The 23,380-nt window shown below is 62.5% G+C and carries 19 protein-coding genes; 12 read left to right on the forward strand and 7 right to left on the reverse strand.

What is annotated here, in order from left to right; translation table 11 throughout:
* Positions 1–153: 153 nt before the first annotated feature.
* Positions 154–3,552: a pyruvate carboxylase gene (locus G7068_RS15305; protein WP_166292753.1), complete on the forward strand. Its 3,399-nt coding sequence runs from the start codon at positions 154–156 to the stop codon at positions 3,550–3,552.
* 8 nt (positions 3,553–3,560) lie between these two features.
* Complete coding sequence (gene def, locus G7068_RS15310; protein WP_166292754.1) at positions 3,561–4,052, forward strand: peptide deformylase; 492 nt, start codon at positions 3,561–3,563, stop codon at positions 4,050–4,052.
* Positions 4,053–4,091: 39 nt separating this feature from the next.
* Here def and G7068_RS15315 read toward each other — a convergent pair whose 3' ends face one another.
* From G7068_RS15315 to G7068_RS15330, 4 genes are all read right to left on the reverse strand, one after another.
* Positions 4,092–5,456: an MFS transporter gene (locus G7068_RS15315; protein WP_205881316.1), complete on the reverse strand. Its 1,365-nt coding sequence runs from the start codon at positions 5,454–5,456 to the stop codon at positions 4,092–4,094.
* 78 nt (positions 5,457–5,534) lie between these two features.
* Complete coding sequence (locus tag G7068_RS15320; protein ID WP_166292756.1) at positions 5,535–6,737, reverse strand: CaiB/BaiF CoA transferase family protein; 1,203 nt, start codon at positions 6,735–6,737, stop codon at positions 5,535–5,537.
* Positions 6,734–8,626 carry an acyl-CoA dehydrogenase family protein gene (locus G7068_RS15325; RefSeq protein ID WP_166292757.1) on the reverse strand — a complete coding sequence of 631 codons (1,893 nt, stop codon included), beginning with the start codon at positions 8,624–8,626 and terminating at the stop codon, positions 6,734–6,736. The genes G7068_RS15320 and G7068_RS15325 overlap by 4 nt, the downstream gene beginning before the upstream one ends.
* 124 nt (positions 8,627–8,750) lie before the next feature.
* Positions 8,751–9,671: a LysR family transcriptional regulator gene (locus G7068_RS15330; protein ID WP_166292758.1), complete on the reverse strand. Its 921-nt coding sequence runs from the start codon at positions 9,669–9,671 to the stop codon at positions 8,751–8,753.
* Between the two features lie 134 nt (positions 9,672–9,805).
* On the opposite strand from G7068_RS15330, the gene fabG reads away from it, so the two are divergent.
* Both fabG and G7068_RS15340 read left to right on the forward strand, forming a co-directional pair.
* A complete protein-coding gene (gene fabG, locus G7068_RS15335; RefSeq protein WP_166292759.1) occupies positions 9,806–10,609 on the forward strand; it encodes a 3-oxoacyl-ACP reductase FabG in 804 nt (267 codons plus the stop codon).
* Positions 10,606–11,061 carry a MaoC/PaaZ C-terminal domain-containing protein gene (locus G7068_RS15340; RefSeq protein WP_205881317.1) on the forward strand — a complete coding sequence of 152 codons (456 nt, stop codon included), beginning with the start codon at positions 10,606–10,608 and terminating at the stop codon, positions 11,059–11,061. The genes fabG and G7068_RS15340 overlap by 4 nt, the downstream gene beginning before the upstream one ends.
* A 33-nt stretch (positions 11,062–11,094) precedes the next feature.
* On the opposite strand, the gene G7068_RS15345 is transcribed toward G7068_RS15340, so the two are convergent.
* Positions 11,095–12,933, reverse strand: a complete 1,839-nt coding sequence (locus G7068_RS15345) for an AMP-dependent synthetase/ligase (RefSeq protein WP_166292760.1) — start codon at positions 12,931–12,933, stop codon at positions 11,095–11,097.
* A 144-nt stretch (positions 12,934–13,077) separates the two neighbouring features.
* Between G7068_RS15345 and G7068_RS15350 the strand changes: the two genes are divergently transcribed.
* The gene (locus G7068_RS15350) at positions 13,078–13,755 is read left to right on the forward strand and encodes a lysophospholipid acyltransferase family protein (protein WP_166292761.1); all 678 of its coding nucleotides are present in this window, start codon (positions 13,078–13,080) and stop codon (positions 13,753–13,755) included.
* A 94-nt stretch (positions 13,756–13,849) separates the two neighbouring features.
* Positions 13,850–15,217, forward strand: a complete 1,368-nt coding sequence (locus tag G7068_RS15355) for a class II 3-deoxy-7-phosphoheptulonate synthase (protein WP_425280483.1) — start codon at positions 13,850–13,852, stop codon at positions 15,215–15,217.
* 86 nt (positions 15,218–15,303) lie between these two features.
* Here G7068_RS15355 and pknB read toward each other — a convergent pair whose 3' ends face one another.
* Positions 15,304–17,235, reverse strand: a complete 1,932-nt coding sequence (pknB, locus tag G7068_RS15360) for a Stk1 family PASTA domain-containing Ser/Thr kinase (RefSeq protein ID WP_166292762.1) — start codon at positions 17,233–17,235, stop codon at positions 15,304–15,306.
* Positions 17,236–17,329: 94 nt separating this feature from the next.
* Between pknB and G7068_RS15365 the strand changes: the two genes are divergently transcribed.
* Complete coding sequence (locus G7068_RS15365) at positions 17,330–17,677, forward strand: Rv2175c family DNA-binding protein (RefSeq protein ID WP_166292763.1); 348 nt, start codon at positions 17,330–17,332, stop codon at positions 17,675–17,677.
* A 6-nt stretch (positions 17,678–17,683) separates the two neighbouring features.
* On the opposite strand, the gene G7068_RS15370 is transcribed toward G7068_RS15365, so the two are convergent.
* Positions 17,684–18,784 carry a polyprenyl synthetase family protein gene (locus G7068_RS15370; protein ID WP_166292764.1) on the reverse strand — a complete coding sequence of 367 codons (1,101 nt, stop codon included), beginning with the start codon at positions 18,782–18,784 and terminating at the stop codon, positions 17,684–17,686.
* A gap of 73 nt (positions 18,785–18,857) precedes the next feature.
* Here G7068_RS15370 and G7068_RS15375 point away from each other — a divergent pair, with 73 nt between their 5' ends.
* The 5 genes from G7068_RS15375 (at position 18,858) to G7068_RS15395 (ending at position 23,364) form a co-directional block, all read left to right on the forward strand.
* Positions 18,858–19,229: a DUF3040 domain-containing protein gene (locus G7068_RS15375; protein ID WP_166292765.1), complete on the forward strand. Its 372-nt coding sequence runs from the start codon at positions 18,858–18,860 to the stop codon at positions 19,227–19,229.
* 310 nt (positions 19,230–19,539) lie between these two features.
* Complete coding sequence (mraZ, locus tag G7068_RS15380; RefSeq protein ID WP_166292766.1) at positions 19,540–19,971, forward strand: division/cell wall cluster transcriptional repressor MraZ; 432 nt, start codon at positions 19,540–19,542, stop codon at positions 19,969–19,971.
* An 11-nt stretch (positions 19,972–19,982) separates the two neighbouring features.
* Positions 19,983–20,954 (forward strand): 16S rRNA (cytosine(1402)-N(4))-methyltransferase RsmH, encoded by a 972-nt coding sequence (gene rsmH, locus G7068_RS15385; protein WP_166292767.1) that lies wholly within the window; start codon positions 19,983–19,985, stop codon positions 20,952–20,954.
* Entirely contained in the window at positions 20,951–21,535 is a 585-nt protein-coding gene (ftsL, locus tag G7068_RS15390) for a cell division protein FtsL (RefSeq protein ID WP_166292768.1), read from the forward strand. Before rsmH ends, ftsL begins: the two co-directional genes overlap by 4 nt.
* 26 nt (positions 21,536–21,561) lie before the next feature.
* Positions 21,562–23,364 (forward strand): peptidoglycan D,D-transpeptidase FtsI family protein, encoded by a 1,803-nt coding sequence (locus tag G7068_RS15395; RefSeq protein ID WP_166292769.1) that lies wholly within the window; start codon positions 21,562–21,564, stop codon positions 23,362–23,364.
* Positions 23,365–23,380: the final 16 nt, after the last annotated feature.

Here is a 23,380-nt window from a genome sequence, read left to right on the forward strand (position 1 = left end):
GGATTCATGCGGAAGAACTTCCCGAAAGAAGTGTGAGCCCGAACAATCCACCGACTTTGGGCCTCGCGCAACCGCAGCGTGTACGCTGATTTGAGTAACAGAAACGGTCTGGGCAACCGGTTTACTACAGCAAATACAGAGAGGTGTTCCTGGATGTTCAGTAAAGTTTTGGTTGCTAATCGCGGAGAAATTGCGATCCGTGCGTTCCGCGCAGCGCATGAGCTCGGAGCCCGCACTGTTGCGGTGTTTCCGTATGAGGATCGAAATTCTCTGCACCGGCTGAAAGCTGACGAGGCGTATCAGATTGGTGTTGAGGGTCACCCCGTGCGGGCATACCTTGACGTTTCTGAAATCGTGAGAGTTGCCCGTGAATCGGGCGCCGACGCGATTTACCCCGGTTACGGTTTTCTCTCAGAAAACCCCGAGCTCGCAGCGGCAGCCGATGCGGCCGGTATTCGCTTCATCGGGCCGGGCAAACTCGCTCTTGAAATGGCAGGCAATAAGGTCGCCGCGAAGGAGCACGCGATCGCTGCGGGGGTGCCCGTGTTGAAGTCGACTCCACCCTCACAAGATCTCGACGCCCTGATTGCCGGCGCAATAGAAATTGGGTTCCCGGTCTTCGCCAAGGCCGTCGCTGGCGGTGGTGGGCGCGGCATGCGCCGTGTTGAGCGGGTTGAGGATCTGAAAGACGCGCTTGAAGCGGCGATGCGCGAGGCAGAGTCCGCGTTCGGTGATGCAACGATGTTCATCGAGCAGGCCGTGCTTCGCCCGCGCCACATCGAGGTGCAGGTGCTAGCCGACAAGACGGGCGCCACCGTCCACTTGTTCGAGCGCGACTGCTCCGTGCAGCGCCGCCACCAGAAGGTCGTTGAGATTGCGCCCGCCCCGAACCTGTCGCAGGAGCAGCGGGACGCACTGACACGCGATGCGGTCGCGTTTGCCGAGTCAATCGGCTACGAAAACGCCGGCACCGTTGAGTTTTTGATGGACACCGAGGGGGAGCGTGCCGGTCAGCACGTGTTCATCGAGATGAACCCCCGCATCCAGGTTGAGCACACCGTGACCGAAGAGGTCACCGATGTTGATCTCGTGCAGGCGCAGATGAGGATCGCGGCTGGCGCGACGCTCGAGGAGCTCGGGTTGTTGCAGGATCAGATTCAGCTGCGCGGTGCCGCTCTGCAGTGCCGCATTACGACGGAGGATCCCGCAAACGGTTTCCGCCCCGACCTCGGGCGCATCACCGCGTACCGGTCGCCGGGTGGCGGTGGAGTCCGCCTGGATGGCGGCACGATCAACGCGGGTGCGCAGATTAGCCCGCACTTCGACTCGATGCTCGCAAAGCTCACCTGCCGTGGCCGGGACTTCCAGTCTGCGGTGATCCGCGCGGAGCGTGCGCTCGCTGAGTTCCGCATTCGCGGGGTCGCCACAAATATTCCGTTCCTGCAGGCCGTGCTGGCCGATCCCGACTTCCGCGCGGGCGACGTCTCAACCTCGTTTATCGAGGAGCGACCCGAGCTGCTGCAGATGAACAAGCCCAAAGACCGCGCCACAAGGCTTTTGCAGCACATCGCCGACGTGACCGTGAACCAGCCAAACGGCCAGCGCCCGGCGCAGCTGGATCCGGGGCTGAAGCTGCCGGCCATCGACGTGACTCAGCCCGCACCCTCGGGGTGCCGCCAGCAGCTGCTTGACCTTGGCCCCGAACAGTACGCAGCCAAGCTTCGTCAGCAGACGGCTCTCGCCGTTACCGAGACAACGTTCCGCGACGCGCACCAGTCGCTGCTCGCGACCCGTGTGCGCACACGCGACCTGGTGCGTGTTGCACCGTACGTTGCGCGTTTGACGCCCGAGCTGTGGTCGGTTGAGGCCTGGGGTGGGGCGACCTACGACGTGGCGCTCAGGTTTCTGGGTGAAGACCCGTGGGACCGGCTCGCAGCCCTCCGCGAGGCTCTCCCGAACATTCCGATTCAGATGCTGCTGCGCGGGCAGAACACCGTTGGTTACACACCGTACCCGAAGCAGGTCGCCCAGGCTTTCGTGAAGGAGGCGGCTGCGACGGGTGTTGACGTCTTCCGCATCTTCGACGCGCTGAACGATGTCGGCCAGATGCGGGTCGCGATCGACGCCGTCCGGGAGACCGGCACCGCGGTCGCCGAGGTGGCGATGTCGTACACGGGCAATCTGCTCGACCCGAGAGAAGACAAGTACACGCTCGACTACTACCTGCAGCTCGCGGACAGGATCGTCGACGCGGGCGCACACGTGCTCGCGATCAAAGACATGGCGGGGCTACTTCGCCCAGCGGCCGCAGGCAAGCTTGTAACGGCGTTGCGGGAGCGTTTCGATTTGCCGGTGCACCTGCACACCCACGACACCCCTGGTGGCCAGCTCGCGACGCTGCTCGCAGCCAGCGCCGCGGGAGTCGACGCTGTTGACGTCGCCTCCGCACCGATGTCTGGCACCACGAGCCAGCCCTCCATGTCGTCGCTCGTTGCGGCGCTCGCAAACACCGAGCGTGACACCGGCCTTGATCAGGACGCGGTGTATGCGCTCGAGCCCTACTGGGGTGCGGTCCGTGAACTGTACAAGCCCTTCGAATCGGGTCTGCCGAGTCCGACGGGACGCGTATACACGCACGAGATCCCGGGCGGCCAGCTGTCGAACCTGAGGCAGCAGGCAATCGCTCTGGGCCTCGCTGGCAACTTCGAGAAAATTGAAGACATGTATGCGGCAGCGGATCGGATCCTGGGCCGCATTCCCAAGGTCACACCCTCCTCGAAGGTTGTGGGCGATCTTGCACTGCACCTAGCCGCGGTCGACGCAGATCCAAAGGACTTCGAACAGAACCCGGGCAAGTACGACATTCCCGACTCGGTTGTTGGCTTTCTTGCGGGTGAACTCGGCGAGATTCCCGGTGGCTGGCCCGAGCCGTTCCGCACGAAGGTGCTCGCGGGTCGAGAGGTCAACATCGAGGTCGCCGAGGTGAGCGGTGAGGATCAGGCACTTCTCGACGGGACCAGCGTCGAACGGCGGCAGACGTTGAACCGACTGCTCTTCCCCGGCCCGACGAAACAGTACGAGCAGTCCAAAGAGCACTTCGGAAACTTGTCGGTGCTCGAAACCAGCGACTACCTGTACGGGCTCGATGCGGGCACGGAGCACGCGATCGATCTTGCCAAGGGCGTGCGGCTCTACGTTGGGCTCGAAGCCATCGGCGAGGCCGACGACAAGGGGGTGCGCACCGTGATGGTGCGGGTGAACGGCCAGCTGCGGCAGGTGTTCGTGAAAGACACCTCGGTTGCCGTGACCGTGGCGGTCGCTGAGAAGGCGGATCGTACGCTCCAGGGCCACGTGCCTGCACCGTTCTCGGGAACCGTGACCGTGAAGGTTGCTGCCGGAGACACGGTAGAAGCTGGGCAGCCGATTGGTGTGATTGAGGCCATGAAGATGGAGGCCGCCATCACTGCGCCAGTAAGCGGTACGATCGAACGCGTTGCATTCTCCGGTACCCGCGCAGTCGAGGCCGGAGACCTCATCGCCGTTATTGCTTAGGAGACCGCATGGCCGTCAGAGACATCCGCATCTTTGGAGACCCGGTGCTGCGCACCGTCTGCGACCCCATTCTTGAGGTCGATGACGGCGTGCGGGCCCTCGTCGACGACCTGTGCGAGACGGTGGACTTTGACGGCCGCGCGGGCCTCGCCGCAACCCAGATTGGGCACACGCAGCGCGCCTTTAGCCTGAACATCGATGGCAAGGTCAGCTACGTGCTCAACCCCGAGATCGTTGCGCTTGAGGGGGAGCCGCAGCTCACCGGCGAGGGCTGCCTCTCAGTGCCAAATCTCTGGTTCGACGTGCTGCGCTACCCGAAGGCGACCGTGCGGGGCATGGACCTCGACGGCAACGAGATCGTGATTTCGGGTGAGGGACTGCTCGCCCAGGCGCTGCAGCACGAGTGCGATCACCTTGACGGAAAACTCTACATTTCTCGCTTGGACCGCGAAAGCCGCGGTGAGGCCATGCGCCAGATCCGCACCTCGGACTGGTTTTAGGCACTCACCGCGGCTGCACGTCAGCGAAGCAGCTGCGGGCTAACCGCGTGACGCTCGCTCGGGTTCTGACTGCTCCGCTGGGGCGGAGCCGTGGGGCCGAGGGTCAGCGTGCACTCGGATTGGGCTGGTGCTCACCTCTGCAATTTGCTGCTGGATCTCATCGGTGTCGGCGCGATTCGGGTCGTAGAGCCGGTCTCGAATGAAGAAGAACGGAATGAGTGCCGCGATCCCGTAGCCGATTCCGAGCACAGCGAGGCCGAGGCCGACACTGAACGAGTCGGCGATCAGGCCGATGGTTACGGGAGCGAGCATCGCCCCGACCCTTCCGAGGTTGTACGCACCTCCCGTGGCCGTGCCGCGCAGTTCCGTCGGGAAGCTCTCGTTCATGTAGGTGCCGTTGACGGCGTAGGGCATGCCGTAGACGAGGCCAAGGCCAATCAGGAACGCGACGATGTTGTCGGGGTTCTGGTACAGGTAGATCACGGGGAGCAGCGCGGCAGTCAGGATGCCGCCACCGCTGAAGATCCAGCGGCGTCCGAAACGGTCGGCCAGCCAGCCGCCGACCAGCCGACTTGCAAAGCCGGCCATGTACGTGCCCGATACGTAGATGGTCATTGACGAGAACTCGACACCGAGGTCACCGGCCACGTAGGAGGGGAGCCACGTGTTGACTCCGTAGTAACCAAACTGCAGGAACGCGGCGGTGATGGTCCACAGCAGGAACATGCGCCTGGCGACTCGGTTCTCCCAGATGAGGCGCCACTGGCTCCGCTTAACCTTCGTCTTGCCGCTGTGTGTTGCCTGCTCGCGCCGTTGCTCCCAGCCGGCGGGCTCGGGAATGTGCCTGCGAATGTAGATCGCGAGCACCACGGGAACGATCGCGATCCAGTACATCCACCGCCAGCCGTGGCTCGGGATGATGACTCCGGAAAGCAGGGCGGCAGACATGTACCCGAGCGAGTAGGCGGTCATGAGGGCGCCCATGGTGATGCCGCGGCGTTTCGCATTTGTGTACTCCGCCATCAGCATCATGCAGATGGTGTACTCGGCGCCGAGGCCCATGCCGGTGATAAAGCGGATTGCCATGAACTGCCAGGGCTCCTGCGTGAACCCCAGCAGAAACGAACCGATCGAAAAAATGACAACCATGGCCGCAGCCATGCGCACTCTGCCAAAACGATCGGCGAGGTTACCGCCGATGATCCCGCCAATGCCCATACCCATGAGCGAGGCGGTGCCGAGCAGTCCAGCCTGCGTGTTTGAGAGGCCCCACTCTTCGCGAAGGCTTGGCAGGGTGAGCGACAGCATCTGTAGGTCGAAGCCGTCTACAAACAAACCGAGAAAGCAGGAGACAAACACTGCGATCCAAATTGTTCTCGGGTTGGTGTACTTTTTGATGGACAATTGAAACTCCTTGTTCATACATCATTGGATGAAACTGGACTGTGGATGGGGAGGCTCGCTCTGCGAAGCGGAAGCGGGCTAGCCGGCGATCACCGCGTTCGTTCGCAGCTCGCTGATCTCTTCGGAGGAATAGCCGAGCTCACTCAGCACCTCGTCGGTGTGTTCGGAGAAAGCCGGGGGTGGGCGGCGGATCGCGGTCACATCGGCATTAAACCCGAGCGGTGCTGCAAGCAGCCGAAGGGTTCCAGCCGTTGGATGCTCGACGTTTCGCACCATACCCCTGGCGATGACGTGGGGATCGTCGAAGACCTCTGCGATCGTGTTGATCGGTGCGCTCGGCACGCGCAGTTCTTGCAGGCGCGCAAGGAGCGCGGTGGCAGAGCGATCCGAGAGCGCAGCGGCGATCAGGGGGATGAGGGTCTCGCGGTTCCGGATCCGTGCGCTCGCGGTGCGAAACCGTTCGTCCGCGGCGAGCGCCTCAAGGCCAAGCTCGGAACACAACCGTTGAAACTGCGCGTCGTTGCCAACGGCGATAACAATGTCTTGGTCACCGGTTTCGAACCGCTGGTAGGGCACCAGCGTCTGATGCTGGTTGCCATAGCGGGGCGGGATCTCGCCCGTATTGAGGTACGAGGTGCCCAGATTGAGGAGCGAAAAGACCATCGAGTCAAGCAGCGAAAGGTCGAGGTGCTGACCTTCGCCGCTGAGGTCCCGAGCCCGCAGGGCCGCGATGATGGAGATCGTCGCGTGCAGGCCGGTGAGCATATCCGCGAGTGCGATGGGGGCCTTGGTCGCCTCGTCAGCAGGCGCACCGTTCATGCTGACAAAGCCGCTGATCGCCTGGGCAACCATGTCGTAACCGGGTTGTTCGCGGTTGGGGCCGGTCTGCCCGAACCCGGTGATCGAGCAGAGCACTACTCCCGGGTTGATACTACGAAGGCTTTTGTAGCCGAGGCCCAGTCGGTCAAGGGTGCCGAAGGTGAAGTTCTCCACGACAACGTCACTGCGCTTGACGAGTGTGCGAATGATCTCGCGCCCCTCCTCAGTTTTCAGATCAACCGTTATTGCGCGTTTGTTGCGATTGACCGTTGCGAAGTAGACACCAACACTCTCAACGTCCGGAGGAAACCATCCCCGGGTCTCGTCGGGGTTGGTCGGCCCTTCCACTTTGATGACCTCGGCCCCGAGGTCGCCAAGCAGGCTCGCACAGAGTGGGCCCGCGACAACCCGGCTGAGATCAAGCACCCTCACACCTTCTAAGGGGCGAGTAGCGGTAGTCATGGCTTGCCACCCGTGTCGAAGGCATTCTCAAGCAGCGCGTCTACCGCGGCCTCGACGGCCTCAACGGGAACATGGCCACCCGAGAGGATCTCTTCTGCGTACCCCGAGAGCAGCACATCGGAGGGGGCGGGATCCACGGTGGGATCCCCGAGCGGCGAGGGGCGAAGCGCCCCGACCAGCACGGCGAGCTTCCGTGCGTTGCCGGACTCCACCAGTTGCGTCGCGGCCTGGCCTAGAAGCAGTGTGGCGGCGGTGAGGTCGTACAGGGTGTTCATGAGCCCGATCGCCCCTAGCTCTCGCTGTTCCTGCGGCAAATCTGACAGGCCATCGACCCGCCGCTCAAGTCGGCTGGTGCGATCCTTCAGCAGCCGTGTGAGCCCGAGCAGTTCACCGGACTGCAAGTCGCTTGCGGTCGCCTCTGCGACAGCAAGTTCTTCGCGCAGGTGCGCAAACAGTGGCTCGCCAGAGCTGTTGCGCAGCAGGGCTCGTTGCACGTCGAGCGCGACGATACTCGTGGTGCCCTCCCAGATCGATCCCAGGTGAGCATCACGCACCATGCGGGCATCACCCCACTCCTCGATGTAGCCATTCCCGCCACGGGCCTCCATGCCCTCCGCAACGACCGTGCGAGCTCGCTTGCAGATGACTCCCTTCAACATCGGGGTGAGTAGACGAAGGAGACGCGAGTCAGGGTCCGACGGCACGCTCACGCCAACAGGGGTCGCAACCTCTGCGACCGCGCGGTCGGACCGGTCGTAGATTTCTGCCGTGCGGAACAGCATTGCCGTGGCAGCCTCCGAGGCCACAACCATACGAAACAGGGTGTCGCGCATGAGCGGTTTGTCGAGCAGCGGGGACCCGAAAGCCCACCGACCGCGCGCCGCAGCCTGCGCCTCGACAACACTTCGCCGCATGAGCGCGGCAGAGCGCATTGCGTTTGAAAGCCGCGACGAGTTCACCATCGACATCATCTGCTTGAAACCGGTGCCGAGCTCGCCCACCTGGTAGGCGACCGCGCCATTGAGGTCGATCTCACCCGAGGCCATATCGCGTGTGCCGAGCTTGTCTTTCAAACGCAGAATGCGATACCCGTTGCGCTCGCCGCCGGGCAATACCCGTGGCATCACAAACATGGCGAGACCGGAGGTGCCCTCCGGTGCGCCGTCGGGGCGGGCGAGAACCAGCGCCGCATCGGCCGACACGTTCGAACAGAACCACTTGTCACCGTAGAGGCGCCAGGCGTCCCCGTCGCGAGACGCCGTTACCGTGTTCGCGCCGACGTCTGAGCCGCCCTGCTTCTCAGTCATGAACTGGGAGGCCGACTCGAAGCCGGCGTCGGTGCGGATCAGCTGGTCGGCGTATCTCGCGTTGAGCTCCGGACTGCCGTAGCGGCGCAGCACCCGAGCGGCCGCGTCGGTCATGCTGAGGGGGCAAGCGAGGCCAAACTCGGCCTGCCCGAACTCGTACCACAGAGCGTACTTGACGACGTGCTTGGCGGGTGCGGGGAAGTCGAGTACCTGTGCGTGTGACAACGCCACAAGACCAAACTGCTTGACGGCGATGTCGACCATCCGCTGGTACGCGGGGTGTGTGGTGACCTCGTCGATCCTCACCCCGCGTTTGTCGTGGGTGCGCAGCTGCGGCGGGTTGGCGTCGGCCTCCAGTGCGAGTTCACTGAGCTCGCCACCAACAAGAGCGCCGAGCTCACGAAGATGCGGCTCGACGAGCGCAAAGTCTTGCTCCGAAAGCGCGCGGGCCAGAATGCTCCGCAAGTCGTGATCGATGTCGTAGAAGTTTGTGCCCGCGGTGTCGGGCATCTGGATTATTGGCGATACCGGCGTCGTTGCCGTGAGGGTATCGGCGGTGCTGAGCGTCATTGAAATCGGCATCCAATCCGTTTGAGGTTTTGGGTTGTGGCCCAACCCTCGCAGAAGTCAGCGGCTTAAATGATGCATAGTTTGAATGCGTCACTGCGCCAAAATGCAGTGATGCGTCACGAGAACACTCAGATGGTCAGGCCTCGTCTGTGCTGATGCCGTTCGGCAGCTCACTCGCCGCCGCCTCAGCGCAGCGCAACACCGACACAACCGCTGAGTTGGTGTAGCGGGTGAGCCAGGCGAGGCTGAGCCAGGCAGGATCACCATCGTCGCTGAGATCGAGAAACTCGATTCCTGGCAGGTCAGTGTTATCGCGAACCGAAGAGATGGTGAGCGTGATGCCGAGGCCCTCGCCAACCAGGGCGAGTGCCGTCCAACTATCGGGCGCTGAGCGCACCGTGTCCGGGGTGACACCGTAACGCTCGCTGAGTTCGCTGAGCCGCTCACGAAGCACCGAGCGGGGATGCTCAGGTAGGTGAATAAAGGGATCCTGCGCAATCTCCCCGAAGGCCACTGATCCCCGGCCCGCGAGCCTGTGCGATGACGGCACCGCAACAACAAAGTCTTCGCGCGCAAGCCTGCGCGAAGAGATACCAGCGGGCACGGATCCCCAGCGGCCAAGCACGGCATCAACGGAGTGATCGAGCACCTGGTTGAGACCCTCGTTGGCCACGCTGGTGCTGAAGAGGCGCAGTGTGACCCCGGGGTGCCGTTCGGCCACGAGCGCAGCTATGCGCGCGGCGAGGCGGTAGGAGGCGGCTCCCGTGAACGCGAGTGTGACCGTTCCCGAGAGGCCCGCGGCCGCTTCGGTGACGCTGGCGACAGCTCGGTCGTGGCTGTCACGCAGGTCTTCGGCGGGTTGCACCAGTGCGCTGCCCGCTGGTGTGAGCCGAACACTGCGGCTGCTGCGCTCAAAAAGGGCGACCCCGAGTTCTTGCTCGAGCCCCCGAATCGTGCGGCTCAGGGTCGGTTGGGTCAGAAACAGGCGTTGAGCCGCACGACCGAAGTGCAGCTCTTCAGCGAGCGCAAGAAACGCGAGTACCTGTTGCTGTTCCACCCAAAACCCCCAGCGATCGATGCGATTTGCGACACCCTCGGGTGCGAATTTCTCATTGGACTTCAGGATAGCCGTGCGGGAGACTGGCGCCACGACTGAGCGACACAGATGTCGCTCTGAGAAAGTGGGGCAATGTGGCAAACACAGAGAACTCGAGTAGCGGAAACCGTTTTGCGGGTCAGCGCGCCGTCATCACCGGCGGCGCGGCGGGCATCGGATACGCGACAGCCCTGAAACTCGCTCGTGAGGGGGCAACCGTCGGTGTGCTTGATGTGCGTGAGTCCGAGGCCAAAAGCGCAGCGCGCGCCATCGCTGCCGACGCGGCCGTGATCGAGCACGGTGGAACCGCGATCGGTCTCGGCGCAGATGTGACCGTGGAGCAGTCAGTAACGGCGGCCTTCGACACCTTCGTGAGCGCATCGGGTGGCCTCGAAATTCTCGTCAACAACGCGGGGATCACAAGAGACGAGCTGCTGTTTCGCATGCGGCGCGCGGACTGGAATGCCGTTATTGATACCAATCTCACCGGCATGTTTGTGTGCACCCAGGTGGCTCAGCAGCACCTGGTTCCCGCGCGCTACGGCCGCATCGTGAGTCTCAGCAGCCGTTCATCGCTGGGAAACCGCGGCCAGTCGAACTACGCGGCAGCGAAGGCGGGGGTCAAGGGGTTCACGGCGACCCTCGCAATCGAGTTAGGTCCGTTCAACATCACGGCAAACGCCGTGGCCCCGGGGTTCATTCGAACCGCCATGACCGATGCAACGGCTGAGCGGCAGGGACGTGATCCGGCTGAGTATCGGGCGGAGGTGGCGGAGCGCACCCCGCTACGGCGGGTTGGCCAGCCCGAAGAAGTGGCAGCTGTGATCGCCTTTCTCGCCTCACCTGAGGCTTCCTACGTGAGTGGCCAGACGATCGGGGTCGACGGTGGTGCACGATGAAGGTGCGCATGCGTGCGGATCAGGCGGCTGCATTGTCCGTGGGAACCGAACTGGGCGCGAGCCTGCCACGTGCGATCTCACAGTCCGAGGTCGACCGCTTTGCGCAGACTACCGGGGACACGCAGTGGATTCACACCGATCCGCAGCGAGCGAGCGAGGGCCCCTACGGTGGCACCGTTCTTCACGGCTACCTGATCCTCTCCCTGCTGCCATCGCTCACCCGCGAGGTGATCGACTTCAGCGAACACGGTGCGGTGATCAACTACGGCTCAGAACGGGTGCGCTTTGTCGCGCCCGTTCGCGTAGGAGAACCGTTTATTGACACGCTGCGCCTTGCCGGGGTGCAAGCGCGCGAATCGGGGCGTCTTTTTATGCTTGACCACACCGTGACGGCCGCTGAGACCGGCGAGGTGCACTGTGTTGCCCGCACGCTGGCTCTCGTCACCGATTGAGATTCGGCGACGAAAGCTAGCGTGGGTTCGGGTCTAGGCCCCGGCCCGCTGCGTCTTGACGATCTCCGTTTGCGGGTTGTCGCCGTAGAGCTCAGCAATATCGCGCGAGAAGTCGCGAAGAATGTTGTCGCGCTTGATGCTCATTTTCGGGGTGAGGTGCCCGTTGGCCTCAACGAACTCCGTCGGCAAAATGACGAACTTGCGGATCGACTCGGCGCGCGACACGTACTTGTTTCCAAGGTCGATGGCGCTCTGCACCTCCGCGAGTACCTTCGGGTTCTTGGCCGCCTCGGTGATGGACATCGCGGGATCTTCGCCGTTGTTCTTCAGCCAGGCCGGGAGCATCTCGGGGTCGAGTGTAATGAGTGCCGCGATAAACGGTTTCTGGTCGCCGACGACCACCACCTGGCCGATGATGGTGTTCGAGCGAATCGGATCTTCGAGAGCCGCGGGGGAGACGTTCTTGCCGCCCGCCGTGACGATGATCTCTTTCTTGCGGCCCGTGATCGTGAGGTAGCCCTCGCTGTCGAGCGAGCCGAGGTCGCCGGTCTTGAAGAACCCGTCCTCGGTAAAGACAGCCTTTGTGGCCTCTGGATTGTTCCAGTACTCCTTGAAGACGTCGATGCCCTTCACCTCGATCTCGCCGTCGGCGGCGATGCGTACGGTGTGACCCGGAAGCGGGGGGCCGACGGTGCCGATCTTGAAGTGATCGGGCAGGTTCACCGTGACAGGAGCGGTGGTCTCGGTGAGGCCGTAGCCCTCAAGAATCTTGACACCGAGACTGCGGTAGAAATGGCCGAGGTAATGGCTAAGGGGTGCGGATCCCGAAACCGCAAACTTCACACGTCCGCCGAGGCGAGCGCGCAGCTTCGAGTAGACCAGCTTGTCGAACACCTTGAACTTGATGCCGAGCATGAGCGGCACCTTGCCCTCGTCGAGCGCTTTGGAGTGGGCCACGGCAACCTTGGCTGCTGCCCGGAAGATATTGCCCTTGCCCTCGGCCTCAGTGTTCTGTTCGGCTGAGTTGTAGACCTTCTCGAACACACGCGGGACGGCGAGCAAAAAGGACGGCTTGAACGAGCCGAGCGAGGGGAGCAGCTTCGAGGTGTCGGGCTGGTGGCCAACGCGCACACCCCCGTGAACCGAAAGTACCGAGATGAAACGGGCGAATACGTGAGCGAGGGTCACAAAGAGCAGCGTCGACGCGCCCTCCTCCTGAACCACCTGGGAGAGGGCCGCGCCTGCGTTGCGGGAGAGATCAACGAAGTTTGAGTGGGTCAGTACGCAGCCCTTGGGGCGGCCGGTCGATCCTGACGTGTAGATGAGCGTGGCAGTGTCGCTGCCAACGGCAATGTTGCGGCGACGTTCGATCTCGTCATCGGCGATCTCGGTGCCACCCGCGACGAGGGTCTTGAGCGCATCTTCATCCATGCGCCAGGCGAGTTCGACCTTCGGGGCGTCCTCGCGAATCTCGGCGAGGCGTTCGGCGTGCTCAGCCGACTGGGTCAGAATGCCGCAGGCTCCCGAATCCTCAAGGATCCAGTGCAACTGCAGCGCGGAGGAGGTTTCGTAGACGGGCACCATGATGGCGCCGGCATAGAGAAGCGCGAAGTCTACGAGCGACCACTCGTAACTGGTCTTGCACATAAACGCGATGCGGTCACCGGGCTGCACACCCTCCGCCGCGAAGCCTTTTGCGAGTGCAATGACCTGTGCGCGAAACTCGGTAGCCGTAACATCGCTCCAGGAGTCGCCCGCTGGCACTGCAAAGATGACGCGATCGGGTGTTGCCTCGACTCGCTGCTCCAGTAGATCGGTGATGTTGTCTTCGGGGACAATCGGAATGAGAATCGATTTTTCTGACACATTCATGGCAGCTCCTTTGATACCTCGTGTATCGAACGCGGGTGTGGAACTCCATTTCTCCAGCACCCCTTATTCCTTTCAGCATATAGGTATGCCTTGGGATCCTCAGGGATCACGCTATTCTGTTCTGAGTCGAGAGGAAACCACACCGTGTTGTACTGGTTTTTTAAGCACCTAGTCTTCGGGCCGCTGTTGAAAACGATCTACCGCCCGTGGGTGGAGGGATCCGAGAATCTTCCGGCGACGGGACCGGTGATTATTGTGGGAAACCACCTCTCTGTCATCGACTCTTTTTTTATGCCGCTGATGATCGATCGGCGTGTCTACTTTCTAGCGAAGAGTGATTACTTCACGGGAAAGGGACTCAAGGGGTGGATCGTCAAGAACTTTATGCTCGCCGTCGGTCAGTTACCCATTGACCGATCCGGTGGCAAAGCGTCTGAGGCGTCTCTGAACACGGGTCTCAGCGTGCTGGATCGCGGCGAGGTGCTCGCGATCTACCCGGAGGGCACCCGCAGTCCCGACGCGCGGCTGTACCGGGGACGAACCGGAGTCGCCAGGCTTGTGCTGGAGTCTGGCGCGCAGGTGGTGCCGATCGTCATGATCGATACCGAAAAGGCGATGCCCATTGGGGCGAAGATCCCGAAGATTCGCCGCATTGGCACCGTGATTGGTGAACCCCTCGACTTCACTCGTTTTGCGGGCATGAGCGCCGACCGCTTTGTGCTGCGCAGCGTGACCGACGAGATCATGCTCGAGATTCAGAAGCTGAGCGGCCAGCAGTACGTTGACGTGTATGCGTCGAGTGTGCGCAAGCCCTCGGCGTAATCTGGCAGCGGTTCTCACCGCCCTTCGCTAGGCTAGAAGACTGTTGCGTCGAGCACGGCGTGGCTACACGATGTAAAGGACCACGGTGGTGAGTGTGACTCAGACACACGGAATTGATGCCCGTCTTGTGAACGAGGGGCTCGACGCCTATCGTGCACTCGAGGCGAAGCAGCAGCCACAGTGGCCAGACCTAGCCGCGGTGCAGAAGGTATCCGAAGAGCTTTCGTCGCAGCCGCCCCTCGTGTTTGCCGGTGAAGCGGATCAGCTTCGCGCCAGGCTTGCCGCCGCCGCTCGCGGCGAGGCATTCCTGCTGCAGGGTGGGGACTGCGCCGAGACCTTCGAGGCCGCGACAGCCGACAAGATTCGGGATCGGGTCAAAACCCTGCTGCAGATGGCGGTTGTGCTGACCTACGGCGCTTCGATGCCGGTTATTAAAGTTGGGCGCATGGCAGGCCAGTTCGCCAAGCCGCGCTCGAGTGACACCGAAACTCGCGACGGCGTGACGCTGCCCGCGTACCGCGGTGACCTCGTGAACGGCTACGACTTCACCCCTGAGTCACGCGCAGTGGACCCGAACCGTCTCACCCGTGGCTACCACGTCTCGGCGTCAACGCTGAACCTCATCCGTGCGTTCACGCAGGGTGGCTTCGCCGATCTGCGCCAGGTGCACGAGTGGAACAAGGGCTTCGTGCGCACCCCAGCGAACCAGCGCTACGAGTCGCTCGCCGCTGAGATCGATCGCGCCCTCAAATTCATGGAAGCCTGCGGTGTGGATCACACCGCGCTCACGCAGACCGAGTTCTACGTGAGCCACGAGGCGCTTCTGCTCGACTACGAACGCCCGCTGGTGCGCATCGACTCGCGCACGGGGCTGCCTTACGGCACCTCCGGCCATATGCTCTGGATCGGGGAGCGCACGCGCGACCTCGACGGCGCGCACGTTGAGCTGCTGTCGCGACTCCGCAACCCGATCGGCGTGAAGCTCGGGCCGACGGCCTCGGTCGACGATGCTCTCCGCCTGATCGAAAAGCTCGACCCCGAGCGCGAGCCCGGTCGCCTGACCTTCATCACCCGCATGGGTGCTGGCAAGATCCGCGACGTGCTGCCGGGCCTGCTCGAGGGCGTGCGCGATTCTGGCGCGCAGCCGCTCTGGATCACCGACCCCATGCACGGCAACGGCATCACCACCGAAACCGGTTACAAGACCCGCCGCTTCGACGACGTGATGGACGAACTGCGCGGCTTCTTTGAGGCCCACCGCGAGGTTGGTACGTTCCCCGGTGGCATCCACGTGGAACTCACCGGTGACGACGTGACCGAGTGCCTTGGCGGTTCAGAGAACATTGATGAGGCAACCCTGGCGACCCGCTACGAATCGCTCTGCGATCCTCGCCTCAACCACCGCCAGTCCCTGGAGCTTGCGTTCCAGGTGGCGGAAGAGCTGAAGAAGCTCAAGCACTAGTCGAGCTACACGTCTCGACGAGAACCTATCCGAAATGATGGCTTCTCGACGAAACGATGGCTTTTCGGAGTGGTGGTTGAACGCAGCTACAGCTTGAGGGTGCTCTTTACGCTGATCTCCGTGCCAGCGGGAACCTTTTCGCCGGCGGCGGGTTTCGTTTCGGTGGCCGTGGCCAAAACGCGGAGGGCGTCAGGAACGAGGGTCGTGGGTGAGAACCCCGCGTTGGTGAGGGCGTCCATGGCCTCCTGCAGACCCATGCCAGACACGTCAGGAATCTCGAAGAGTTCGGGGCCGAGCGAAACCTGCAGACCGACCGAGTCGCCTGGCCGCACGGGGTCCGTGTTCAACACGAGAGAGATGACGGCACCCTCTGGCACGTCGTCGCTGTGCGCTTCGCTGCCGAGGGCAGGATCAACGGTGAGCTCACTCTTGGTGAGCGCGTCGGTCGCCTGCTTGACCTTCATGCCGGCAACGTCGGGCACACTGCCCGCCGAAACGACAAAATCGACCGCGCCCTGTTCTGCGTAGGTATCGCCAAGTGGTTCACCGTCGCTACCAAGAGCCGCGAGCACAACGTTGGCGTCGTCATCAGAGAAGCGTTTTTCAGTGATCTTGCCGAAGGTGAAGCCCGCGCCAATGACGGCTGCCTTCGCCTCGTCAACAGTGAGCCCGACCATCGTGGGAACCGGCTTCTGCGCGGGGCCGGTCGACTTGCAGAGTTCCACGGTCGCACCACGATCAAGTCGAGTGCCGGCCTCGGGCTTCGTGGAAGCCACCTTGCCGACCGGGATCTTGAGGCTTGAGCACTCGGTCACGCTTGCCTCAAGCGAGTGCTCCGTGAGGGCAGCGCGGGCCTCATCCACCGAATTTCCTACAAGGCTTGGGACGCTTGCCTGCGAACCAGGACCCTGCCCGAACCACCAGCCGATCCCGCCCGCTGTCACAACGAGCACAGCGACAATAAGCGCTGCGATCCGCCCACGTGCCCTGCGACGCTGCGCGGCGGTTGCGGCTGCCGTGAGCGTCGAGGGCGACTCGCTGTCGCGATCCTGAGAGGAGCTGGTCGGATCAATGCCCGCGGCCAACAAATCCTGTTGCGCTTCATCCAAGACCGTGGTTGAGGGGGTAAGCACGGTGGTCGCTTCGAGCGGTGCGAGCACCCGAGTGGCTTGCACAGGGGCGCCGTGACGCAGCGCGGTGAGGTACTCGAGAGCCTCGCCGGCGTCCCTTGGGCGGTTATCGGGTTCGCGCTGGGTCGTCCACCGCACGAGCTCATCGAGCTCGGGAGGAGTTTCTGGGTTTTTGAGCGACGGGACCGGAACCTCTGAGTGGGCGTGCTGGTACGCGATCTGCATAGGCTGCTCGCCCGTGAATGGCTGAGTGCCAGTGAGCATCTCGTACAGCATCACACCGAAGGCGTAGAGGTCACTGCGGGCATCGGCGACCCCGCGAGTCACAAGCTCGGGGGAGAGATAGGCAATTGTTCCGAGGAGCGCCTGGCCGGTTGTGGTGTTGGCGGAAACTGCGCGGGCGAGGCCAAAATCACCGAGTTTAATGCGGCCGTCGTCGGCGAGCATCACGTTTTCGGGCTTCAGATCGCGGTGCACAATGCCGGCGTGGTGGGCCGCGGAGAGCCCTGCCAGCACTGCCTCGCCGACCTCGAGCGTCTGCTCGATGGTGAGCCGCTTTTGCTGCTTGAGGAGATCACGCAGCGTGATGCTCGGGAGGTACTCCATCACCAGGTAGGTGCGCCCGAGATCTTGCCCCTGGTCGAACACATTCACCAGGTTGGGGTGGGAGAGGCGGGCTGCGCTGCGAGCTTCTTGCTCGAAGCGTCTCGTGAAGTTGTCGTCTTCAGCGAGGTGCTCGTGCATCACCTTGACGGCAACGCGGCGTTCGAGTCTGAGATCGTTTGCGAGGTAGACCATGGCCATGCCGCCGCGAGCGATGCGTGAGCGAATCACGTATCGCTCGTCAAGCGTCTGCCCGATGAGCGGGTCGGAAGGCACGGAGGTCACACCGAGAGTTTACGGAACATCTGAGGAGCGAAGCCGTACGCGCGCCGGATGGCCGAAGATTGCGCTCGCGCGAGGTCACTGGCAAAGTTAAGGTGTGTCCGAGAAATCAACGCCCGAAACTGTTTATCTGACTATCCCTGATCTGGTTGAGCGGCTAGATCTCGCCCCCGGAAAGATCCACCGGTTAATTGAAGATTCCTACCTCGCTGCGGTTCGAGTCGATGGGGTGCTGAAAGTTCCCGCAGAATTTGTGCAGGGCAACGAGCCGTTGCCTCCGCTTCGCGGCACGCTGCTGGCACTGCTCGATGCTGGGTACTCCAACGAGGAAGCCGTTGCCTGGGTCTTTGATATCAATGAGGAGCTCGGTGAGCGCCCCATTGATTCATTGATGGCGGGTCGTAAGAGCGCGGTGCGCCGCGCGACGCAGTCGCTCGCGTTTTAGCTAAAGCTACGCGCTCCGACGCGCCGCCCGCTCCGCAAGCTGCGTGAGCGACGCGACCGCGTCGGGGCGAAGTGGTGCCCCGTTTACCGCTGCCGTCGAGCGGGCGATGTTTCGCGAGATCATGCCCTCGACCTGATCGACGGCACCACTCTCGCGAATCGAACGCTGCAGAATGGCAATCTGGCTGGGGTCCAGGTCGGTTCCCAGCAGATCATCAAAGATGCGCCGGTGAGTTGTCGGCAGGTTCTCTCGAGCGAGTGTCACCAGAACCGTGCGTTTGCCCTCTGCCAGGTCGTCGCCGCTCGGTTTGCCGGTGACCTCTTCATCGCCAAAAACCCCGAGCAGATCATCACGCAGCTGGAAGGCAACACCAACGGGAAGCCCAAAGCTGCTAAGTGCGGTCTCCTGTGCCTCGTTCGCCCCGGCCAGCGCCGAGCCGATCAGCAGTGGGGCCTCCACGCTGTATTTCGCTGACTTGTAAACGAGCACCCTGGTCGATCGCTCCAGCTGCTCAGCGTGCTCGGCAAACACGGGCTGCTGCTCTTCCAGCACGTCAAGGTACTGCCCCAGGGCGACCTCGCTGCGCATGCGATTGAAGTGAGCACGCGCTGCGCGGGCGGCGGCGCGATCGGTCACTGCATCACAGGCCGCCTGCATGAGTTCGTCGGCCCACGACTGCAACAGGTCGCCAAGCAAGATGGCTCCCGCGAGTCCAAAGTGCTCAGAGGCTCCGCGCCAGCCGTGCTGCTGGTGCATGGCGGAGAAAAGGCGGTGGGTGGACGGGCGGCCGCGCCTCGTGTCGGAACGGTCGATGAGATCGTCGTGGATCAGCGCAGCGGCGTGGAACAGCTCAAGCGCGCAGGCAGCGTCAAGAACCGCACCAAATTCTGGGGTGACCTCTCCGGCTAGGTCGAGAGGCTTTACGGCCCGGTAACCGAGAGTGGCAAACTGAGCGCGGAATCGCTTGCCGCCCGAGAGGAATCCGAGTGCCTCATCGAGAAGGGGCTCAGTATCGCGGCCGAGTGGTTCAAGGTTGCGCCGGTGGTTCGAGAGGGTATCGGAGATCCGCTCCTGAATAAGGCCTGCGAGTCGTGTCGTTTCGTGCACGCAACTAGCCTAGCCGTGGTGGGGCAGCGTAGACTGTTGTGACATCAGGATCCATCGACCGCAGGAGGGTGTTATGGCTCTGTCAGAGCACGAACAGCGGCTGCTGGACGAAATGGAACGTGGTTTCTATCGCAGCGAAGCTGACGTTATGCAGACCGCTTCCGTGCGTCGCACTCGTACAAATTACCGTTCACTCGTGTTGGGCATCGTTGTTTGCATCGTCGGCATCGGCGTGCTGATCGGCGGAGTTGCTGCCCAACAGCTATGGCTGGGGCTAATCGGCTTTGCCGCCATGCTGGGTGGGGTACTTCTTATGTTTGCGCGCGGCCCAGAAGCTGAAGAAACGCCTGAGGGCGACTCGTCGAAGAAGAAAGCGGAAGAGCGCGAGTCCTTTAGCGAGCGCATGGAGCGCCGCTGGGACGAGCGTATGGAAGGCGACCGGTAGTACCGCTCGCGTAGTAAGCACAATCTAGGGATCGTGGCCTCGGCCACGATCCCTTTTTTGTTGCGCGCTTCTGCGTCCCACTTTTGCTCCACTTTGCTCCACAAATGATCGATGAGTGCGCTGTTGGTCGCTTCTTTGGCGATCTCTCGCGACCAATTGCGTCAGCAGGTCGCTTTGGCGCGCCAAAAAACTTGGCGTAATGACGGGCAAGTCTGGCTCCGCTGCAACGAAGTGGAGCAAAAAGTCATTCAAGTGGAGGAAAGTGGAGTAGTCTGGGGTCGTTGATCGCGTCAGGGAGAGGAGAGGTGCCATGTTTTTGGGAACCTTCACGCCTCGCCTTGACGACAAAGGACGGCTGATCCTTCCCGCGAAGTTTCGTGACGAGCTCTCTGACGGACTTGTGATCACTCGTGGACAGGAACGCTGCCTCTACGTGTTCAGTGAGGCGGAGTTTGCCTCGATGCACGAGCGCATTCGACAGGCACCCGTCACCTCAAAGCAGGCGCGTGACTACCTGCGTGTGTTTCTGTCGGGTGCCCACCCGGAAACCCCGGATAAGCAGTCTCGAGTGACGATACCCGCCGGCCTTCGCGAGTACGCGGGGCTTGACCGTGAGCTTGCCGTGATCGGCGCGGGATCCCGAGCTGAAATCTGGGATGCCGAAGCTTGGCAGGCCTACCTGACGGCTCAGGAATCTGCATTCTCTGACATCGAAGAGGAGGTGATTCCGGGCATGTTCTAGCCCGGAGACACATGACTCAACACGATGAACGTGATGCAAGCGCGCTGCACACTCCGGTGCTGCTGCAACGCTGCCTTGAACTCCTTGCCCCGGCTGCCTCGCAAGAGGGCGCCGTGGTTGTTGACGCGACGCTCGGCATGGGCGGGCACAGCGAGGCACTCCTCGAGGCTCACCCAGGCCTCACACTGATCGGCCTGGATCGCGACACCGAGGCCTTGCGACTGGCAGGGAACAGGCTTGCGCGGTTTGGCGAGCGGGCGATTCTTGTGCACGCGGTTTACGACGAAATTGCCGAGGCCGTGCGCAGTGCCGGGTTCAACCGCATCGATGGAGTGCTCTTTGACTTGGGCGTCTCGTCACTGCAGTTGGACGAGGCAGAACGCGGATTCGCGTACGCGCAGGATGCGCCACTCGACATGCGCATGGACCAGAGCAGTGGTGAGACCGCAGCCGAGGTGCTGGCGGTTGCCCCCGAGGGGCGGCTGCGCGCGATTTTTGAGCGCTACGGCGAAGAGCCGCTCGCAGCACGGTACGCGCGGGCCATCATTGCGGCCCGGGCCGAAACACCGATCGAGCGAAGCGGACAGCTGGTTGACATCTTGCAGCAGGCAACACCCGCTGCAGTGCGTGACCAGCGACACCCCGCAAAGCGTGTCTTCCAAGCGCTGCGGATCGAGGTCAACAGCGAACTTTCAGTGCTCGAGCGCGCGATCCCCGCGGCTCTTGACCTGCTTGCGTTGAACGGCCGCGCCGTCATCATGGCCTACCAGTCACTCGAGGATCGTCTCGTGAAGCGAGAGCTTGCGCAGCGATCCCGTTCGACGGCCCCGGCCGGGCTGCCCGTCGAACTTCCTGAACATCGTCCCGAGTTCCGCCTGCTTACCCGCGGCGCGGAACTCGCGGACGAGCAAGAACGTGCCCAGAACCCAAGGGCAATCCCGGTGCGCTTGCGCGCCGCTGAACGAGTAAGGGGTGTGGAATGAGCGTTACCGTTCCACTCGAACTAGACCGAGACAGGCTACTCGGGGCGGTCGCACCGCTGCCCGAGCCGACCGAGCGACCCCTGCGGCTCGCCGAGGCCCCCAAACGCGTCAGAAAGAGCCCACTGATCGGTGCTCTTGTATCGGTTGGTATTGTGCTCGGAATTCTCGCAGCGCAGCTTGGCCTCAGCATCGCCATTTCGCAGGGCGCCTACGAGGTACGCGCTCTCGAGATCGAGAAGCGCGACCTTGGTCGTGTGCAACGACTGCTTTCGCAGAACGTCGACAAGCTCGCTTCGCCGCAGAACCTTGCCGCAAACGCTGCCGCGCAGGGCATGGTGCAGAACGTGCAGCCCGCGACGCTGCAACTCAGCACCGGTGCGATTCTTGGCTCGCTAGATTCGATGACCACGGAGGCGAACAGCAACCTCGTGCCCAACGCCACACTGAGCACTCTGCCGACGGTCGACGCACAGGGTGTGTCCGTCTCCCGTAACACCGGACTCCCAGCTGCCACTACCGCCAAGTCAACTGACGCGCCGGTACGGTGGAAGGGTAAACTTCCGGCGCCAGACACGCACTAGGCCCGGTTACAGACGTGAGGAGCGGGATGTTGAGACTGCGCCAACCGCGGTTTCGCCGCGTAATTGCCCTAGCGCTCGTTGTGGTCGCCTCGCTGGCCTTTCTGGTGAGACTGACTGACGTGCAGTTGGTGTCGGCCGCGGCGTTGAACGAGGACGCAAAAGATAAGCGTGCCGTGCCCGTTGAGATTCCGAGCATGCGCGGTGACATCGTTGATCGTAACGGCGTGGTGCTGGCGACCACGGACGCCCGATACGACGTGCAGCTCTCGCCCAAAAACACGAGGCTGAACGGGGGAGTGTTTACCCGGCCAGACCCGAAGGGCGGCGTCGGTACGATCAACGTCACCGCGAAAGAGGCCTTTGAGGAGATCGGTGCGATCACCGGCCAGAAGGCAAGTGAGATTCAGAAAACGGTTGACGACGCGCTGAAGAAGAACAAGAAGTCAGACTTCGCGTACGTCAAGCGTTCAGTTGACCTCACTGTGCTGAACAAGCTGAAGGCACTCAACATTCCGTGGCTCACGTTTAGCACGCACATGACCCGGACCTACCCGAACGGGGCGGTCGCGGGAAACATCATTGGGTTCTCTGGGGCTGAAGATAAACCGCAAGCCGGTATCGAACTGTCACAGGACAAGTGCCTCACGGGTATTGATGGCACCGAGAATTACGAGCGCAGCGCGGACGGTGTGCCGCTGCCGGGCAGTGTTGTGGTTACCCAGAAAACGATCGACGGTGGCACGGTCAAGCTGACGCTTGATCGTGATCTGCAATGGCAAGCCCAGCAGATCATCAACGAGCAGACGCAGAAAGTGAACGCCGAGTACGGTTACCTGGTCATCATGAATGTCAAGACCGGTGAACTCGTGGCGGTTGCGGAGGACGGCTCCGTGGATCCCAACGACGTTGATGCCTCCGACCCCACGAAACGTGAGGCGCGATCCTTTGTGGCGCCCTACGAGCCAGGGTCAACATTTAAGATGATCACCGCGGCAGCGCTGGTCGATCAGGGCGAGGCGACCCCCGAGACCCAGAACGCGACCCCTGAAAACTGGCGACCTGAGCCAGATGTGTACTTTGAGGACGCCTTCAGCCACGAGGTAATGCCGTGGACCCTTGCGGGAATCTTGACTCGGTCCTCAAACGTGGGCACTTCGATGCTGGGCGCTAGACTCACCCCTCAGGTGCGCTACGACTACCTGCGCAAGTTCGGTGTTGGCATCGCGACTGAAGCGGGTATGCCGTTGGAAGACTCCGGGATGTTGGCCCCCGTTGACAAGTGGGATCCCCAAACTTCTTACAACACCATGTTCGGGCAGGGACTCTCCTCCACCATCGTGCAGACCGCGGGTGTCTATCAGGCACTTGCAAACGGTGGAAAGCGTGTGCCGCCGACCCTCGTCGAATCGTGCAAAACGGGTGACGGAAAAACCGTGGTGCCCAAACACGGAGACCCGGTACAGGTCGTGAAACCCGAGACTGCCCAGCAGATGATGGGCTTGATGGAGACCGTTGCGACTCAGGGCTGGTTCAGTAAGAATCTCGCGATCCCCGGCTACCGCGTAGCTGGCAAGACGGGAACCGCGGAGGAAGTGGACCCGAACACCGGTCTCTACCGAACCGACGGCTACGTCAACTCATTCGCCGGGGTGTTCCCCGCCGATAACCCGCAGTACGTCGCGGTAGCATCTATTGGGTTCTCCGACTCGGTGGATGATGGAAGCGTGGCGGCCATCGCCGCGTTCCACGACGCGGCCGAGGCTACGATCCGCACGTTCCACATTCCGCCGTCCACTGGAGAGTTCACCCCGTACCCAACGTTGTATTGATCGCACACCCCGCCCA

The organism is Leucobacter viscericola (genome assembly GCF_011299575.1).
In the GTDB taxonomy this organism is placed as follows: Bacteria; Actinomycetota; Actinomycetes; order Actinomycetales; family Microbacteriaceae; genus Leucobacter; species Leucobacter viscericola.

Excerpts from the sequence above, each read along its gene's own strand:
- G7068_RS15305 (WP_166292753.1), top strand. The coding sequence starts at position 154 with ATGTTCAGTAAAGTTTTGGTTGCTAATCGCGGAGAAATTGCGATCCGT.
- def (WP_166292754.1), top strand. The coding sequence starts at position 3,561 with ATGGCCGTCAGAGACATCCGCATCTTTGGAGACCCGGTGCTGCGCACC.
- G7068_RS15320 (WP_166292756.1), bottom strand. The coding sequence starts at position 6,737 with ATGACTACCGCTACTCGCCCCTTAGAAGGTGTGAGGGTGCTTGATCTC.
- G7068_RS15325 (WP_166292757.1), bottom strand. The coding sequence starts at position 8,626 with ATGCCGATTTCAATGACGCTCAGCACCGCCGATACCCTCACGGCAACG.
- G7068_RS15340 (WP_205881317.1), top strand. The coding sequence starts at position 10,606 with ATGAAGGTGCGCATGCGTGCGGATCAGGCGGCTGCATTGTCCGTGGGA.
- G7068_RS15345 (WP_166292760.1), bottom strand. The coding sequence starts at position 12,933 with ATGAATGTGTCAGAAAAATCGATTCTCATTCCGATTGTCCCCGAAGAC.
- G7068_RS15375 (WP_166292765.1), top strand. The coding sequence starts at position 18,858 with ATGGCTCTGTCAGAGCACGAACAGCGGCTGCTGGACGAAATGGAACGT.
- mraZ (WP_166292766.1), top strand. The coding sequence starts at position 19,540 with ATGTTTTTGGGAACCTTCACGCCTCGCCTTGACGACAAAGGACGGCTG.
- rsmH (WP_166292767.1), top strand. The coding sequence starts at position 19,983 with ATGACTCAACACGATGAACGTGATGCAAGCGCGCTGCACACTCCGGTG.
- ftsL (WP_166292768.1), top strand. The coding sequence starts at position 20,951 with ATGAGCGTTACCGTTCCACTCGAACTAGACCGAGACAGGCTACTCGGG.
- G7068_RS15395 (WP_166292769.1), top strand. The coding sequence starts at position 21,562 with ATGTTGAGACTGCGCCAACCGCGGTTTCGCCGCGTAATTGCCCTAGCG.